Origin of the sequence: Streptomyces sp. NPDC029041, from assembly GCF_040637515.1 — a bacterium.
GTDB lineage: Bacteria > Actinomycetota > Actinomycetes > Streptomycetales > Streptomycetaceae > Streptomyces.
This window is the reverse complement of sequence record NZ_JBEZWO010000005.1, coordinates 308,436-324,522: the sequence shown is the minus strand read 5'-3', so window position 1 is coordinate 324,522 and position 16,087 is coordinate 308,436. Positions and strand designations below refer to the sequence as shown.

At 73.5% G+C, this 16,087-nt stretch carries 14 protein-coding genes; 7 read left to right on the top strand and 7 right to left on the bottom strand.

All coding sequences use genetic code 11. The features are described 5' to 3' along the window. Together AB0F04_RS14840 and AB0F04_RS14835 are read right to left on the bottom strand one after the other, a co-directional pair. Entirely contained in the window at positions 1-903 is a 903-nt protein-coding gene (locus AB0F04_RS14840) for a TIGR03619 family F420-dependent LLM class oxidoreductase (RefSeq protein ID WP_362041950.1), read from the bottom strand. A gap of 26 nt (positions 904-929) precedes the next feature. Next, entirely contained in the window at positions 930-2,174 is a 1,245-nt protein-coding gene (locus tag AB0F04_RS14835) for an amidohydrolase family protein (protein WP_362041350.1), read from the bottom strand. A 226-nt stretch (positions 2,175-2,400) separates the two neighbouring features. Between AB0F04_RS14835 and AB0F04_RS14830 the strand changes: the two genes are divergently transcribed. Together AB0F04_RS14830 and AB0F04_RS14825 are read left to right on the top strand one after the other, a co-directional pair. Continuing rightward, positions 2,401-5,493: a BTAD domain-containing putative transcriptional regulator gene (locus AB0F04_RS14830; protein ID WP_362041347.1), complete on the top strand. Its 3,093-nt coding sequence runs from the start codon at positions 2,401-2,403 to the stop codon at positions 5,491-5,493. A 227-nt stretch (positions 5,494-5,720) separates the two neighbouring features. Continuing rightward, the gene (locus AB0F04_RS14825) at positions 5,721-5,894 is read left to right on the top strand and encodes a hypothetical protein (protein WP_199825661.1); all 174 of its coding nucleotides are present in this window, start codon (positions 5,721-5,723) and stop codon (positions 5,892-5,894) included. Between the two features lie 86 nt (positions 5,895-5,980). Here the strand turns inward: AB0F04_RS14825 and AB0F04_RS14820 are convergent, their stop codons facing one another. Both AB0F04_RS14820 and AB0F04_RS14815 read right to left on the bottom strand, forming a co-directional pair. Next, complete coding sequence (locus AB0F04_RS14820; protein ID WP_362041344.1) at positions 5,981-6,376, bottom strand: PIN domain-containing protein; 396 nt, start codon at positions 6,374-6,376, stop codon at positions 5,981-5,983. Further along, entirely contained in the window at positions 6,376-6,657 is a 282-nt protein-coding gene (locus AB0F04_RS14815) for a hypothetical protein (protein ID WP_362041341.1), read from the bottom strand. The genes AB0F04_RS14820 and AB0F04_RS14815 overlap by 1 nt, the downstream gene beginning before the upstream one ends. Before the next feature lie 117 nt (positions 6,658-6,774). On the opposite strand from AB0F04_RS14815, the gene AB0F04_RS14810 reads away from it, so the two are divergent. Continuing rightward, positions 6,775-7,701 carry an SMP-30/gluconolactonase/LRE family protein gene (locus tag AB0F04_RS14810; RefSeq protein WP_362041339.1) on the top strand — a complete coding sequence of 309 codons (927 nt, stop codon included), beginning with the start codon at positions 6,775-6,777 and terminating at the stop codon, positions 7,699-7,701. Here AB0F04_RS14810 and AB0F04_RS14805 read toward each other — a convergent pair. Beyond that, positions 7,667-9,298 carry a FadD3 family acyl-CoA ligase gene (locus AB0F04_RS14805; protein ID WP_362041337.1) on the bottom strand — a complete coding sequence of 544 codons (1,632 nt, stop codon included), beginning with the start codon at positions 9,296-9,298 and terminating at the stop codon, positions 7,667-7,669. The two genes, AB0F04_RS14810 and AB0F04_RS14805, sit on opposite strands and share 35 nt — an antisense overlap. Positions 9,299-9,395: 97 nt before the next feature. Here AB0F04_RS14805 and AB0F04_RS14800 point away from each other — a divergent pair, with 97 nt between their 5' ends. From AB0F04_RS14800 to AB0F04_RS14785, 4 genes are read left to right on the top strand one after another with little or no spacing between them, the layout of a single operon-like run. Beyond that, the gene (locus AB0F04_RS14800) at positions 9,396-10,556 is read left to right on the top strand and encodes a lipid-transfer protein (protein ID WP_362041335.1); all 1,161 of its coding nucleotides are present in this window, start codon (positions 9,396-9,398) and stop codon (positions 10,554-10,556) included. Positions 10,557-10,566: 10 nt separating this feature from the next. After that, positions 10,567-10,980 carry an OB-fold domain-containing protein gene (locus AB0F04_RS14795; protein ID WP_362041333.1) on the top strand — a complete coding sequence of 138 codons (414 nt, stop codon included), beginning with the start codon at positions 10,567-10,569 and terminating at the stop codon, positions 10,978-10,980. Continuing rightward, on the top strand, positions 10,977-11,750 hold the full coding sequence (locus AB0F04_RS14790; RefSeq protein WP_362041331.1) for an enoyl-CoA hydratase/isomerase family protein: 774 nt from the start codon (positions 10,977-10,979) through the stop codon (positions 11,748-11,750). The genes AB0F04_RS14795 and AB0F04_RS14790 overlap by 4 nt, the downstream gene beginning before the upstream one ends. Positions 11,751-11,800: 50 nt before the next feature. Continuing rightward, entirely contained in the window at positions 11,801-12,751 is a 951-nt protein-coding gene (locus AB0F04_RS14785) for an alpha/beta hydrolase (protein WP_362041948.1), read from the top strand. A 22-nt stretch (positions 12,752-12,773) separates the two neighbouring features. Here the strand turns inward: AB0F04_RS14785 and AB0F04_RS14780 are convergent, their stop codons facing one another. Next, positions 12,774-13,397: a hypothetical protein gene (locus AB0F04_RS14780; protein WP_362041330.1), complete on the bottom strand. Its 624-nt coding sequence runs from the start codon at positions 13,395-13,397 to the stop codon at positions 12,774-12,776. A gap of 226 nt (positions 13,398-13,623) precedes the next feature. Then, the gene (locus AB0F04_RS14775; RefSeq protein ID WP_362041328.1) at positions 13,624-16,023 is read right to left on the bottom strand and encodes a serine/threonine-protein kinase; all 2,400 of its coding nucleotides are present in this window, start codon (positions 16,021-16,023) and stop codon (positions 13,624-13,626) included. Between the last annotated feature and the right edge of the window lie 64 nt (positions 16,024-16,087).

Genomic DNA, 16,087 nt, shown 5'->3' with positions numbered 1-16,087 from the left:
TCACAGCTCGGGGGCGACCTCGGCGCCGAACGCCGCGATCTGGTCGATGAGTTCGCCGCGGCTCCGGCTGCGGAACCGCACCTGGACCTGGTGCACGCCCATCGCCCGGTACGCCCGCAGCGACTCGGCGAGCTGTCCCGGCTCGCCGGTGAGGGTCCGGCGCCCCACCCCCCAGCGGGGCGTGCCGACGTACAGCGGCTCGGCGATGGCGCCCACGGTGAAGGGGCCCCGCACACCGGCCTGCTCGCGCAGCTGCCTGATCCGGCCGATCTGCGCGGGCAGCCGGTCCCGCGGGTCTCCCTGGGGCAGCCAGCCGTCGCCCTTGAGCGCGGCCCGGCGCACGGCGGCGGGCGAGGAGCCGCCGACCCACAGGGGTACCGGGTCCTGCACCGGCCGGGGCCGCTGCCCGAGCCCTTCGAAGTCGTACAGCTTGCCGTGGTGCTCGGGGAACTCGCCGGGGCCGAGGGCGGCGCGCAGGGCGTCGACCGTCTCGTCCAGTACGGCCCCGCGCCGGCCGAAGTCGACGCCCAGGGCCTCGAATTCCTCCTGGACGTGCCCGGCGCCGACCCCGAGGATCAGGCGGCCGCCCGAAAGGTGGTCGAGGGTGGCGTACTGCTTGGCGGTGAGCAGGGGGTGCCGCAGCCCGACGATCGCGACGTGGCTGAGCAACCGGACGCGTTGGGTGGCGGCGGCGAGGAAGGCGAGGGTGGCGACGGGGTCGTACCAGACGGTGCTCATCGCGGCGGCGAGCCGGCGGGGGATGCCGACGTGGTCGCAGCCCGCCAGGTAGTCGAACCCGGCCCGGTCGGCGGCGCGGGCGATCTCCAGCAGGTCGTCCGGCCCGGCCTGCGCCTCCCAGCCCTCGGCATAGAGGGTGCTCTGCGACTGGACGGGCAGCTGCATGCCGTAGCGCAGGCTCACGGCGGGTCTCACCGCGCACCGCCGCCGCCCGGCCACAGCCCCTCGGCCGTCAGCCCGAGCAGCTCGATGGCGTTCCCCCGCACGATCCGCTCGACCACGTCGGGCTCCAGGTGCCCCATCTGCGCCTCGCCGACCTCGCGGGACTTGGGCCAGGTGGAGTCGGAGTGGGGGTAGTCGGTCTCGTAAAGGACGTTGCCGACGCCGATGGAGTCCAGGTTGCGCAGCCCGAAGGCGTCGTCGAAGAAGCAGCCGTAGACGTGCTCGGCGAACAGCTCGGACGGCGGCCGGTGCACCTTGTCGGCGACGCCGCCCCAGCCGCGGTTCTCCTCCCACACCACGTCGGCCCGCTCCAGGATGTAGGGGATCCAGCCGATCTGGCCCTCGGCGTACATGACCTTGAGGTTCGGGAACTGCTCGAACTTGCCGCTCATCAGCCAGTCGACCATGGAGAAGCAGCAGTTGGCGTACGTGATGGTGGAGCCGACGGCGGGCGGGGCGTCCGCGGAGGTGGAGGGCATGCGGCTGCTGGAGCCGATGTGCATGGCGACGACCGTGCCGGTCTCGTCGCACGCCCGGAGGAAGGGATCCCAGCCGTCGGTGTGGACGGACGGCAGCCCGAGGAAGGGCGGTATCTCGGAGAAGGCGACGGCACGCACCCCCCGGGCGGCGTTGCGCCGGACCTCCGCCGCCGCAAGCTCGGCATCCCACAGGGGAATGAGGGGCAGGGGGATGAGCCGCCCGTGCGCGTCCGGGCCGCACCACTCCTCCACCATCCAGTCGTTGTAGGCCCGCACGCAGAGCAGCCCCAGCTCGTGGTCCTTAGCCTCGGTGAAGGTCTGGCCGCAAAAGCGCGGGAAGGTGGGGAAGCACAGGGCGGACTGGACGTGGTTGACGTCCATGTCGGCGAGCCGCGCGGTGACGTCGAAGGAGCCGGGCCGCATCTGCTCGTAGGTGATGACCTCCAGCCGGATCTCGTCCCTGTCGTACCCGACGGCGGTGTCGAGCCGGGTCAGGGGCCGCCGCAGATCCTCGTAGACCCACCAGTCCCCGACGGGACCGTCGTCCCCGGGCTGTCCCATGACGGGCTTGAAGCGCCCGCCGAGGAAGGTCATCTCCTTCACGGGGGCCCGGACGATCCGCGGTCCGACGCCCTTGTACTTCTCCGGAAGCCGGTCCTGCCAGACGCTCGCGGGCTCCACGGTGTGGTCGTCCACGGAGATGATCAGCGGAAAGGTGCTGTCGTGGGTGTCCATGGCGCTCACGGTAGCGCTGATCTGACGGGGCGTCAGCTATGTGTACAGGGGCGGGTTCCGGCCCGGATGGCGTGATGTACACGGTGCGGACGGGTGCGTGCGAAGAGAGTGTGCAGACCTGGTGGACTCCCCCACGCCGCCCTGTGATCGGCGTCTCCCACGGCTGACGTATCCGCCGCCAACAAGGCAAACTGGCCTGGTTGCTCAGGATGTCTAGGGGGACTGCATGGACGGTGTACCGAACGGTGTGCCGCGCGTACCGGAGCAGCGGCGTCCAGACTCCACGCGCGAGTCGGCGACGACGGCTGGGGCGGCCGGACCCGCGGAGTCCCCGAGACCGGCCGGACCGGGTACGCCGGCCCGACCCGCCGAGTCCGCGGCCCTGCGTTTCGGCGTGCTCGGTCCCGTGCGCGCCTGGCGCGGCGGCGAGCCCGTCCCCACCGGATCCCCCCAGCAACGTGCCCTGCTCGCCGCCCTGTTGCTGCGCGAGGGCCGGACGGCCACGGCGGCGGAGCTGATCGACGCCCTGTGGGGCGAGGAACCGCCCTCGCAGGCACTGGCTGCGGTGCGGACGTACGCCTCCCGCCTGCGCAAGGTGCTCGGCCCGGGCGGCGAGGCAGGGCGGCCGGGCGGCGCCGGCGCCACCGCCACCGCCGTCCTGGTCAGCGAGTCCGGCGGCTACGCGGTCCGCGACCTCGCCGAGGGCGCCCTGGACCTCCTCGTCGCCCAGGACCTGGCGACCGAGGCGGACAAGGCCCGCTCCGCCGGCGACCTCTGCCACGCCCGCGCCACCCTGCGCCGCGCCCTCGCCCTGTGGGACGGGGAGACCCTGGCCGGAGTGCCCGGCCCGTACGCGGAGGCACAGCGCGTCCGGCTGGAGGAGTGGCGGCTCCAGCTCCTCGAGTCCTGCCTGGACCTGGACCTGGAGCAGGGCTGCCACGCGGAGGCCGTCTCCGAGCTCACCGCCCTCACCGCGGCCCATCCGCTCCGGGAGCGACTGCGCGAGCTGCTGATGCTGGCGCTCTACCGCAGTGGCCGCCAGGCCGAGGCCCTGGCCGTCTACGCCGACACCCGCCGGCTGCTCGCCGACGAACTCGGTGTGGACCCGCGCCCCGGCCTGAGCGAGCTGCAGCAGCGGATCCTCCAGGCGGACCCGTCGCTGGCGGAGCCCTCCTCGCCGGCGCCCGAGCCGGCCTCCGTCCCGGTCCGTCCGGCCCAACTGCCCGCCACGGTGCCGGACTTCACCGGCCGTTCCGGCTTCGTGCGCGAACTCGGCGAGATCCTGGCCTCGGCCGAGGGCCGGGTCATGGCGGTCTCGGCCCTCGCGGGCATCGGCGGCGTCGGCAAGACGACCCTCGCGGTGCACGTGGCCCACCAGGCCCGCACGGCGTTCCCGGACGGGCAGCTGTACGTCGACCTGCAGGGCGCGGGCGCCCGGGCGGCGGAGCCCGAGACGGTCCTCGGGTCCTTCCTGCGCGCCCTCGGCACGGCCGACTCGGCGATCCCCGACTCCCTGGAGGAGCGCGCGGCCCTGTTCCGCTCGGTCCTGGCCGGGCGCCGGGTGCTGGTCCTGCTGGACAACGCCCGCGACGCCGCCCAGGTGCGCCCCCTGCTGCCCGGCACGGACGGCTGCGCCGCGCTGGTCACCTCCCGGGTGCGGATGGTGGACCTGGCGGGCGCCCACCTGATCGACCTCGACGTGATGTCCCCGGACGAGGCGCTGGCGCTGTTCACGAAGATCGTGGGCGAGGAGCGGGTGGCCTCCGAGCGCAAGGCCGCCCTGGACGTGGTGGCCGCCTGCGGTTTCCTGCCGCTGGCGATCCGCATCGCGGCGTCCCGCCTGGCGGCCCGCCGCACCTGGACGGTGTCGGTCCTCGCGGCGAAGCTCGCCGACGAACGCCGCCGCCTGGACGAACTCCAGGCCGGCGACCTGGCCGTGAAGGCCACCTTCGAACTCGGCTACGGTCAGCTGGAACCCGCCCAGGCCCGCGCGTTCCGCCTGCTGGGTCTCGCGGACGGCCCCGACCTCTCCCTCACCGCCGCCGCGGCGGTCCTGGACCTGCCGGCCGAGGACACCGAGGACCTGCTGGAGTCCCTCGTGGACACCTCCCTCCTTGAATCGGCGGCCCCCGGCCGCTACCGCTTCCACGACCTGGTGCGGCTCTACGCGCGTGCCTGCGCGGAACGGGACGAGCTGCCGCCGAGCGAACGGGGCGCGGCGCTGTCCCGGCTGCTGGACTTCTACCTGGCGTCCGCGGCGGGGGTGTACGCGATCGAGCGGCCGGGCGACCGGCTGGTGGATCACCTGGAGCCCACGTCGTACCCGGGGCTGCGGTTCGGTGACCGGCACGCGGCGCAGGACTGGCTGTACGCGGAGGCGATGTGCCTCCTCGCGTGCGCACGGCAGTCCGCGGGACGGCCGGAGAGCCTCCCCCGGGCGATCGACATGCTGTGGGCCGCGCACGACCTCTCCGAGTCGGGGGCCAACTCCCGGGAGTACGAGGCGACGGCCGAGGCGCTCGTCGGCGCGGCCCGCTCGCACGGCCTCGGGCGGGCGGAGGCGCGGGCGCTGATGACGCTCGTCAACGTCCATCACGTGGGCGGACGTTTCGAACGGGCCGAGGAGGAGGCGGAGCGGGCGATCCTGCTCGCCCAGGAGTCCGACGACCTGCTCCCGGTCTGCTGGGCCCGCAACGCCCGCGGCATCATCGCGCTGTACCAGAACCGGCACACGGACGGCGAGGAGCACCTCTCCCGGGCCATCGAGCACTTCCGCGCCCTGGGCGACCGTCCCGGCGAGGCCGCCGCGCTCTGCAACCTCTCCCGGATCCATCTCGCGACCGGACGCACGCAGAGCGCTGTCGCACTGGCCCAGGAGGGCATCGCCATCTACGACGGCATGGGCAACTCCATGCGCGGGGCGAACGCCCGTTACGCCCTCGGACTCGCCCTCACCCAGAGCGGGGAACTGCGCAGCGCGGCCGACCGGCTCCAGGAGGCGCTGGAGGTGTTCCGCGACAGCAGGCAGCGCCTCTGGGAGGGCATGAGCCTGTTCCGGCTGGCCGAGGTGGATCTGGCGGCCCGGCGTGCGGCGCGGGCCGCCGCGAACGCCGAGATGGCGCTCACGGTGCTGCGCGGGATCGGCGGCCAGTGGCGGCGGGGTAATGTCCTCACGGTCCTAGGGCGGGCGCTCAGCGGCATCGGCCAGACCGGCCGGGCCCAGGTCTGCTGGCAGGAAGCGGCCGCGATCTACGAGGAGTTGGGCTCGCCGGAGGCGGCCGAGGTGCGGGCGCTGCTGTCCCCGGTGCAGGCGGCCTGAGGGGCCGTCCGGGGCGTCGTCGGGGCGTTCATCATTCGTTTATCGCCTCCCGCCATGATGGACGCAGTCGATCCGTCGCGTCGGGGGGCAGACGGGTCGCCGCACGGGCCTCGCCCTGATGTTCCGGGGTGGGCGGCCCTGGTGGGCCCGTCCGGCCGTCCTCGGGGGAGTGGCCGGGCGGGCCCGCCGACCTCACTGCTGATCCATGCCAAGGGGAGTTGACGATCATGGGCGACGAGCTCAAGCCGCAGGACCTGCACGCCACCGGCGAACCGCTCAAGACCGAGGATCTGCACGCCACGGACGAGCCGCTCAAGACCGAGGATCTGCACGCCACGGACGAGCCGCTGGAGACGAAGGACCTGCACGCCACGTCGGAGCCGTTCAAGCCGACGAAGTAAGCCACCGTTACACGGGGATCGGCCGCGGCGGCGCGGAGGGGGAGCCGTCGCGGCCGAGGTGTGTCCGCGGGGCGGACGGCGTCGCGTCAGAGGTGAACGACCCGCACGCCCGGCCCGCAGAGTTTCCCCATGTCGTCCTCGTCCGACGTGAAGAGGACCACGCCCGCGGGCTGCCGACTCGCGATCACGGCCAGGGCCGCGTCGATCGCGTACTTGTGGCCGTGCAGGCCGGTGTCCTGGAGCAGGGTGACGGCCGCCTCGGCGACCTCCCGGGTCACGGGTTCCACCACGACACGCGACATCGCCCATGCCCAGGCCGCCCGTCTCACCCGGCCGTGGTACGCCTCGATCAGCGTCATCGAGCTGGTCACGACGCGGATGCCGGAACGGTGCGCGTCCTTGAGCCGAGCGAGCATCACGCGGTCGCCCAGGACGGCCCGGGACAACGCCTCGCAGTCCAGCACGTAGCAGGACGGCACCACTAGCTCGCCCTCCGGTGCCGCTCGCCGGCCACCCCGGGGCCCTGCTCGGTGAAGTGGCGCTCGAACTCCCTGCGCTCTGCCTCCGCCGAGGCGAGCTCCTCCTCGGTGACGGCGCCGTGCTCGTCTTCCAGCCAGGTCACCAGCTCTCCCAGCCGGTCCTGCTCGCGCTGGCGCTCTATGGCCCGTGTGACATAGGCGCTGAAGCCACCGGACCCGACCTCGTGCCGGATCTCCTCGGCGAGCTCCTCCGGCAGCGTCACGGTGTACTTCTTCGTTGCCATACCGCTTACCATACCGGCCGGGAGTGCCGTCCGCCCAGCAGAGTGCGCCGCCGGTTCCGGCGCGCGATAGTGGACCCGCGCAGATCACCCGTCGGCCCACTGACGAAGGCGGCCCCCATGCCCGGCGAGCAGCCCCACCTCTACGAGACGCTCGACGAGCGGTTCCGGACCGGCAGGTGCCAGGCCGGGGACTCGCGGCTGGAGACGCTGTACGAGGGGTGCCGGTGGGCCGAGGGGCCGGTGTACGTGCCCGCCGGGCGGTACGTCGTGTGGAGCGACATCCCCAACGACCGGCTGCTGCGCTGGGACGAGACCACCGGGGCCGTCGGGGTGTTCCGCTCCCCCGCCGGACACCCGAACGGCAACACCCTGGACACCGAGGGCCGTCTCATCACCTGTGAGCAGGGCAATCGTCGGGTGACCCGGACCGAGCACGACGGCTCGGTCACCGTGATCGCCGAGCGGTTCCGGGGCAAGCGGCTCAACAGCCCGAACGACGCCGTCGTGAGGTCCGACGGGTCGGTGTGGTTCTCCGACCCCGAGTTCGGGATCGCCACCGACTACGAGGGGCATCGCGCCGAGAGCGAGATCGGGGCCCGGAACGTCTACCGCGCCGACCCCGCGAGCGGCGAGGTGCGGCTGGTCGCGGACGGGTTCCAGGGGCCCAACGGGCTGGTCTTCTCGCCGGACGAGCGGCGGCTGTACGTGTCGGACAGCGTCGCCAACCACATCCGCGTCTTCGACGTCGGCGAGGACGGGACCTCGCTCCTGGGCGGCGAGGTCTTCGCCGCGTGCGCGCACGGCAACTTCGACAACATCCGCTTCGACGACCAGGGGCGGCTCTGGGCCGCCGCCATGGCCGGGGGCGTGCACTGCTACGACCCCGACGGCACGCTGATCGGCCGCGTCCTGGTGCCCGGCACCGTCGCCAACGTCCGGTTCGGCGGGGCCCGGCGCAACCGCCTGTTCATCGCCGCCGACACCACCCTGTACTCCCTGATGATGTCGGTCACCGGAACGCCGGCCCTGCCGGTCGGCCGGTGACCGCGTCGCGCAGGGCGCCCTTCACGACCTTCCCGCTCGCGTTGCGCGGCAGCTCCGCGACGAACTCGACGGTTCGGGGGACCTTGTAGTTCGCCATCTCCCTGCGGGACCAGGCGATCAGGTCGTCGGCGGTCAGCAGGGCGCCGGGGCGCCGTACGACGTACGCCCGGCCGACCTCCCCCAGCCGGGCGTCCGGCACGCCGACCACCGCCACGTCGGCCACGTCCGGGTGGAGGCCCAGAAGCTGCTCTATCTCGGCCGGGTAGGCGTTGAAGCCGCCGACGATGAACATGTCCTTGAGGCGGTCGGTGATGCGCAGGTTGCCCGCGGCGTCCAGGACACCGACGTCGCCGGTGCGCAGCCAGCCGTCCTCCGAGAGCACCTCGGCGGTGGCCCGCTCGTCCTCGTGGTAGCCGGTCATGACGTGGAAGCCGCGCACCAGGACCTCGCCCGGCACGCCGGGTTCCAGGGGCCGGCCCCCGGGGTCCACGACCCGCAGCTCCGTGCCGGGGATGGCCCGGCCCGACGTGGACGCGATCACCGTCGGGTCGTCGCCGCGCCGGCACATCGTGACGACGCCGCTCGCCTCGGACAGGCCGTAGGCGGTGAGGACCGTGCCGATGCCCAGTTCGGTGCGCAGGCGCTCCACGAGACGCAGCGGTACGACGGCCGCTCCCGTCACCACCAGGCGCAGTGCCGACAGGTCGTGGGCGTCGCGCGCGGGGTGGTCCAGGAGGGACTGCAGGAGGGTCGGGGGGCCGGGGAGCACGGAGACCCGCTCGGCGGCGATGTTGGCCAGGACCGTGGTCACGTTGAACACCGGCTGGGGGATCATCGTCGCGCCCCGCATCAGACAGGCGATCACCCCGGCCTTGTAGCCGAAGGTATGGAAGAAGGGGTTGACGATCAGGTAGCGGTCGCCCCGGGTGAGTCCGGCGAGTTCGCTCCAGATGGCGTACGCCCGCAGCGTCTGGTCGTGGGTGATGACCGCGCCCTTGGGGCGGCCCGTCGTGCCCGAGGTGAAGATGATGTCCGAGGGCCAGGTGCCCCGTACGGCCGCGGACCGTGCGCGGACCGCCGCCGGCCCCGTCCCCTCCCCCGCGGCCAGGAAGTCCTTCCAGGTCAGGAAGTCGGCCGGGGCGTCCCCGGAGAGGACGACCGCGTGCCTCAGGGCGCGCAGGCCGGGCAGGGGTCCGGTGCCCGGGCCGTCTCCGGCCGCCCTGCGCAGGGACGCCACGTACGACGTGCCGAGGAACGTGCCGGTCACGAACAGCAGCCGGGCACCGCTGCGGCGCAGGACGTCCGCGGCCTCGGCACCCTTGAAGCGGGTGTTCAGCGGGACGAGCACCGCACCCGCCGAGACCGCGCCCAGGGCGCCGACGATCCAGTCGAGCGAGTTCGGGGCCCAGACGGCGACCCGGTCGCCCGGTTCCACGCCGGTCGCCAGGCAGGCCGCCGCCGCGCGCTCCACGCGTGCGCCCAGCTCCGCGTAGGTGACGCGGGTGCGCCCCTCGACGACGGCCTCGACGTCCGCGTAGCGCTCGGCCGCCGCCCTGACCAGGTCCGGAACGCTTTCCCATGCCGTATCCGCTCGCACAGCGCGCCTCCCGACGACGTAGGAGCTGACTGGCCGTCAGATTATCTGTAATCTGACGGGCTGTCAGCGATCGTTCGGGCCCGGAGGTGCGCGCAGCATGGCAGCAGGATCGGGCGGCCTCAAGGACGCCACCGCTCTCGTCGGCATAGGCCAGACCCCCTTCGCCAAACGGCTCCCGGAGGACGAACGCACCCTCGCCTGCCGTGCCGTCCTGGCCGCGCTCGACGACGCCGGGATCGCGCCCGGCGAGGTCGACGCCCTCGCCTCCTACACCATGGAGGAGACCGACGAGGTGGAGCTGGCGAAGGCGTGCGGCTTCGGCGACCTCACGTTCTTCAGCAAGGTCGGCTTCGGCGGCGGGGGTTCGTGCGCCACCGTCGCCCATCTCGCCGCCGCCGTCGCCGCCGGGCAGGCGAGCGTCGGGGTGGCCTGGCGCTCCCGCAAGCGGGGCAGCGGGCCCCGGCCCTGGACCAACACCACCGTCCAGCTCCCGACCCCGGCCCAGTGGACCCGGCCCTACGGGCTGCTGCGGCCCGCCGACGAGATCGCGATGCTCACCCGCCGCTATATGCACGAGTACGGCGCCACCCGCGACCATCTGTTCAACGTCGCCCTGGCCTGCCGCAACCGGGCCAACCAGAACCCCGCCGCGATCATGTACGAACGGCCCCTCACCCGCGAGATGTACATGACCTCCCGCTGGATCAGCGAGCCGCTCTGCCTCTTCGACAACTGCCTGGAGACCGACGGGGCACTGGCCTGTGTGGTGGTCTCCGCCGAGCGCGCCCGCGACTGCCGGCACAGGCCCGTGTACGTCCACTCCGCCGCCCAGTCCCTCCCGGCCCAGCACCACGGCATGGTCAACTACTGGAACGACGACCCCCTCACCGGCCCCGCCTGGAGCGCCGCCCGGCACCTGTGGAAACACTCCGACCTGACCCCCGAGGACGTGGACGTCGCCCAGATCTACGACGCCTTCACACCCCTGGTCCTGCTCTCCCTGGAGGGCTACGGCTTCTGCGGGCGGGGCGAGGGCGGGGCGTTCACCGAGGGCGGGGCGCTGGAGAGCGGCGGGCTGCTGCCGCTGAACACCGGCGGGGGCGGGCTGTCCGAGGCCTACGTCCACGGCTTCAACCTCATCAACGAAGGGGTCAGGCAGCTGCGCGGCACCAGTACCGCGCAGGTCCCCGGCGCCTCCGCCTGTCTGGTCACGGCGGGTGAGGGAGTCCCGACCTCCGCCCTGCTGCTGAGGAACTGAGGAGCTGACGATGCTGCGTCCCGTCCCCGACACCGACGGCGCCCCCTTCTGGGAGTACGCCGCGCAGGGCGAACTGCGCGTCCAGGCCTGCGCCGCCTGCGGCGAGTTCCGCTTCCCGCCCCGGCCCTGCTGCCCGCACTGTCAGTCCTTCGCGGGCGAATGGCGTGCGGTGTCCGGCAGGGGCCGGATCTGGTCCTACGTCGTCGCCCATCCGCCGCTGCTGCCCGACTACGCGGCACAGGCGCCCTACAACGTGATCGTCGTCGAGCTGGACGAGGCGCCCCGCATCCGGCTGGTGGGCAACCTGGTCCCGAGGGCCGGAGCGCCCCTCGGCGCCTTCCCTCCGGAGAGCCTGCGCATCGGGGCGCGGGTGCGGGCCGTCTTCCACGACGGCCTTCCCCAGTGGATTCCGGAGCGGTCATGAGCCGTGTACTCGTCGAGGCCGACGCGGACAGCGGGGTCGCCGTCGTGACGCTGAACCGGCCCGGCCGGCTGAACGCCATCGACCTCGCCATGGCCGACGAACTGGCCTCCACCTGGGACGAACTGCGATTCGACGACTCCGTGCGGGCGATCGTCCTCACCGGGGCCGGGGAGCGTGCCTTCTGCACCGGCATCGACCGGGACGCCGTCGTGCCGCAGCCCAACTCGCCCTACGCCCAGGACGATCCGCTGCTCGGGATCGGGCCGAAGGCGAACGACCTGTGGAAGCCGGTCGTCGCCGCCGTGCACGGCATGGCCTGCGGCGGGGCCTTCTACCTGCTCGGCGAGGCGGAGTTCCTCGTCGCCGACACCACCGCCTCCTTCTTCGACCCGCACACCACCTACGGCATGGTCAGCGCCTACGAGTCGGTCCTCATGGCGCAGCGCATGCCGTACGGGGAGGTGGCGCGGATGGCGTTGATGGGGACGGCGGAGCGGATCTCGGCCCGGCGGGCGTACGAGACCGGGCTGGTGTCGGAACTCGTGGCGGAGGGTGAGGCGTTGGGAGCGGCGACCGCCTGCGCCGCCGTCCTCGCGGGGTATCCGACAGAGGCCGTGCAGGGGACCGTTCGGGCGCTGTGGGCCGCGAGCGAGGCGGGCCGGGCGCAGGGGCTCGCACAGGCGCCGCACCTCATCGCACTCGGGAACGCGGCGGGCGAGCGGCAGGCCCGGCTGTTCGCGGAACGGTCACGGGAGTACCGGTTGCGGTAGGAAATGGTTTCCCCCTACACGCGTATGCTCGGGTCGTGGTTGAGCATCGGATGATCGACGTCAATGGCATACAACTGCACATCGCGGAGCAGGGCGAGGGCCCGCTCGTGGTGCTGCTGCACGGTTTCCCGGAGTCCTGGCACTCCTGGCGCCACCAGTTCGGACCGCTGGCCGAGGCCGGTTTCCGGGTGGTCGCGCCCGACCAGCGCGGGTACGGCGGCAGCGACCGCCCCGAGGACGTGTCCGCGTACAGCATCCTCCACCTGGTGGGGGACGTGGTCGGGCTGATCCACGCGCTGGGCGAGGAGCGGGCGTTCGTCGTCGGGCACGACTGGGGCGCCCCGGTGGCCTGGCACACCGCGCTGCTGCGGCCGGACGTGGTGCGCGCCGTGGCCGGGCTGAGCGTGCCGCCGCCGTTCCGTGGCAGCCGGCCCCCGCTCCAGACCATGCAGGAGCGGTTCGAGGGCCGCTTCTACTGGAACTACTTCAACCGGCCCGGGGCCGCGGAGGCCGAGTTCACCGCCGACACCCGCATGGCGCTGCGCAAGCTGCTGTACGCCACCTCGGGTGACGCGCCGGGCGCCGGACGGCCCGAGCAGGCCCTGGTCGACCCGGAGCGCGGCTGGCTCGCGGACGCGCCGAACCCCGAGGTGCTGCCCGCGTGGCTCACCGAGGGCGACCTCGACGTGCTCACCGAGAGCTTCGAGCCGGGCTTCACCGGCGCCCTGAACTGGTACCGCAACCTGGACCGCAACTGGGAGCTGACCGCCCCCTGGCAGGGCGCGGTCGTGTCCCCGCCCGCGCTGTACATGTACGGCGACCGCGACCTGGTCCCGGCCTTCCCGGGCACGCCGGAACTCATCGAGCGGCTGCCCGACCTGATGCCGAACCTGCGCCGCAAGCCGCTCGTGCTGCCGGGCTGCGGTCACTGGACGCAGCAGGAGCGGCCCGCCGAGGTGAACGAGGCGCTGATCGAGTTCCTGACGGAGCTGCGGGGCTGACGTCCTGTCGCCCGTGTTCCCGTCAGTCGTCGACGGGGGCCCGGCCCTCGACCTTGCAGTGGTCGACCGAGTCCACCAGGCTCGAGTCGCCCACCCGGACGTCGACGGTGGCCTTGCCGTTCGCGGGGACCGTGACGTCGCCGTGCCGGCTGACGACGTTGATGCCCAGGTCGTCCTCGAAGGTCACCGCGACGGAGAAGTCCGCCGTGCGGCCGTTGGGGTTGCTGACCTCGACGGTCGCATAGGGGGCCGCCGGGGTCGCGCAGCTCACCAGCCTCGCGGTGCCGTCCTTCAGGGCCTTGTGGCTGCCGGAGCCGGAGGAGGACGTCGGTGTGGAGCCGTAGTCGGGCCTGCGGGTGTAGGAGCTGCCACCGGTGCTGCCGGTGCTGCCGGTGCTGCCGCTGTATTCATCGTCGTCGGAGCCGTAGGAACCGCCGCTGGAGCCGCCCGAGCCGTAGGCGCCGCCGCTCGACGTGGACGACCTCGAACTGTCGTGGTCCTGGCTGGAGCTGCTGCACCCGCCGCCTCCACCGCCGCCGTGGCCGTGGCTGCCGCCGCGGCCCCGGCCGGAGGAGAAACCGGTCAGTGCCAGCACCACCAGGACCAGCACCGCCGTGAACCTGAGCCCGCGCCCCCGTGTCCGCATGCCGGAGAGCCTAGTGATCTTCTGTCACGGCCATGTCACCGCGTGGCGACCGGAGCGTGCCCGGCGTAGCGTCGGGGGTGGAAGCGGTGGACGGACCGCTCCCCATCGAACGACGGCCGCCGTCCGGAGCCCCTTCCGTACGCCGGTGCGACGGCCGTCCCGGGCCTGGTCCGGCGGTCCTGCGGCCGTCCGGGACCCGTCAGGCGGTGCGGGCCGCCCTGACCCGTCAGGCGGTGCGTGCCGTGCCCGTGCCCTTCTCCGCGTCCAGTGCGTAGACACAGCGGTCCTTGCTGCACGCGTACACCACCCCGTCCCGGACGACCGGGGAGCCGGTGATCTCGCCGCCGGTGGCGAGCTTCCAGCGCAGCCGGCCGTCGTCGGCCTTCAGGGTGTAGAGCAGATGGTCGGTGGAGCCGAAGTGGATACGGCCCTCGGCGACCGAGGGGGCGCCCACGATGTCGCCGCCCGCCTGGAAGCGCCACTTGGGCGTGCCGGTGACCGCGTCGAGGGTGTAGAGGCCCTTGCCGCTGCCCACGTGGACATGGCCCGCGGCGACGAGGACCGGGTCGACGCAGGAGCGGGACTCGGTGGCGATGCGCCAGCGGTCACGGCCGTCGGTGGCGTCGAGGGCGTAGACCGTGCCGAGGTAGTCGGCGAGGTAGATGCCGCCGCCGGTGACGGCCGGGCCGGGGACGAAGGTGGGCGGGCAGAGGAACACGGCCGGGGCCTCGAAGTGCCACTTCACGTGCCCGGCGGCCACGTCCAGGGCGAGGACGCGGGTGCCGGCGCAGACGTAGACGTAGCCGTCGGGGGCCTGGGTGAGCCGGATCGGGACGCCGCCGCAGGAGGCCGCGTCGCCGATCGGGTACGACCAGCGCTCCTCGCCGGTGCGGGCGTCCAGGGCGCGCAGCCGGGCGTCCTGCCACACGTAGACCGTGCCGTCGTGCAGGACCGGCCCGGCCTCGGGGGACTCGAAGTCGGTCTGGCAGCCGGTGATCTCCCAGAGCTTCTGGCCGCCGGAGGCCTCCCAGCCCTGCACACCGCCGCCGCGGGTGCCGGTGACGACGGTGCCGCGGCCGGCCTGGAGCGTGTAGACCCAGGCGTCGGTCTGCAGGCGCCACAGGTCGGCGCCCTCACGGGCGTCCAGGGCGAACAGGGTGGGCCCGTCGGAGGCGTGGATCCTGCCCTCCGCGACCGCCATGGACCAGGCGACGTCCCGGGTCTTGAAGCGGCGGCGGCCGGTGGCGACGTCCAGGGCGTGCACCTCGAAGGAGGTGACGTAGACCAGGTCGTCGGCGACCGCCGGGGTCCCCCAGACGTCGTTGGACATGCGGAAGCGCCAGGGCCGCCAGCCACCGGCCTGCTCCGGCGGCGCGGCCGGGGCCGGAGGCGCGGCGACGGCCGGGCCCACGGCGGGGCCGGTGCCGTTGACGCCGGGGCGGGGCTTGGCCCAGGAGGCGGCGAGGGCGGCCTCGGGAGGGGGCGCCTTGACGGCGGCGGCCCGCACGTCGGCGACGCGCGGGCCCGGGCCGATGGGCACCTGCGCGCCGGCGAGCCGGACGGGGCCGGTGTCGGGCCCGCCGACCGGCGCGGCCACGGACGCGGCGGGCGCCTGCGCCGGGACGACGGGGTCGTGCGCGGGCGGGGGCGGGATGGGCGCGGGACCCGGAGCGGGACCGGGGCGCCCGCCGCCGCTGCGGCCGGCGCCCGGGGCGGGCTTGCCGGCCGGGCGGCCGTTGCGGCGGGACTCGATCAGGCCCACGGCCCGCTCGGGCAGCCATGCGGAGGCCGTGCCGCTGTCGTCGGAGCCGGAGCCGAAGAGGTGCGGGGCGAGCTGGGCCTGGAGGTCGGCCGGGTTGGGGCGGGCCGTGGGGTCCATCTGCATACAGGACTCGATGAGCGGACGCAGTTCGTCCGGGAGCCCTTCGAGGTCCGGGCCCTCGCGCAGCAGCATGAAGACCGTCTCGACCGGGTTGGCGCCGTGGAAGGGCGGGTGTCCGGTGGCGGCGAAGACCAGCATCGAGCCCAGGGAGAAGACGTCGCTGGCGCCGGTGACGCTGCGGGAGTCCTTGGCCTGCTCCGGGGACATGTAGGCGGGGGTGCCGACGGCGACGTTCGTCATCGTCAGACGCGTGTTCGACACGCCCGACGCGATGCCGAAGTCGATCACCCGGGGGCCGTCCTCCACGACGAGGACGTTCGACGGCTTCAGGTCGCGGTGCACCAGGCCCGCGCCGTGGATGGACTGGAGCGCCTCGGCCACGCCCGCCGCCAGCCAGCGCACCGCCTGGGCCGGCATCGGGCCGCAGTCGTTCACTATCTCCTCGAGGGAGGGCGCGGGGACGTACGCGGTGGCCAGCCACGGCACGGCGGCGCGCGGGTCGGCGTCCACGACCGCGGCCGTGTAGAAGCCGGAGACGGCGCGGGCCGCCTCCACCTCCCGCGTGAAGCGGACCCGGAACAGCTGGTCCTCGGCGAGCTCCGTCCGGACGGTCTTGATCGCCACGCGCCGGCCGGATGCCGAACGCGCGAGATAGACCAGCCCCATGCCGCCGGCACCCAGCCGCCCCAGCACCTCGAACGGCCCGATCCGCCGCGGATCGTGCTGCGTCAGCTGATCCACCACTCTGCCTGCCACCTCCCCGTACGAGCCGCGCCAAGCCACATGTTCCACGCGACCTTCGTGCAGC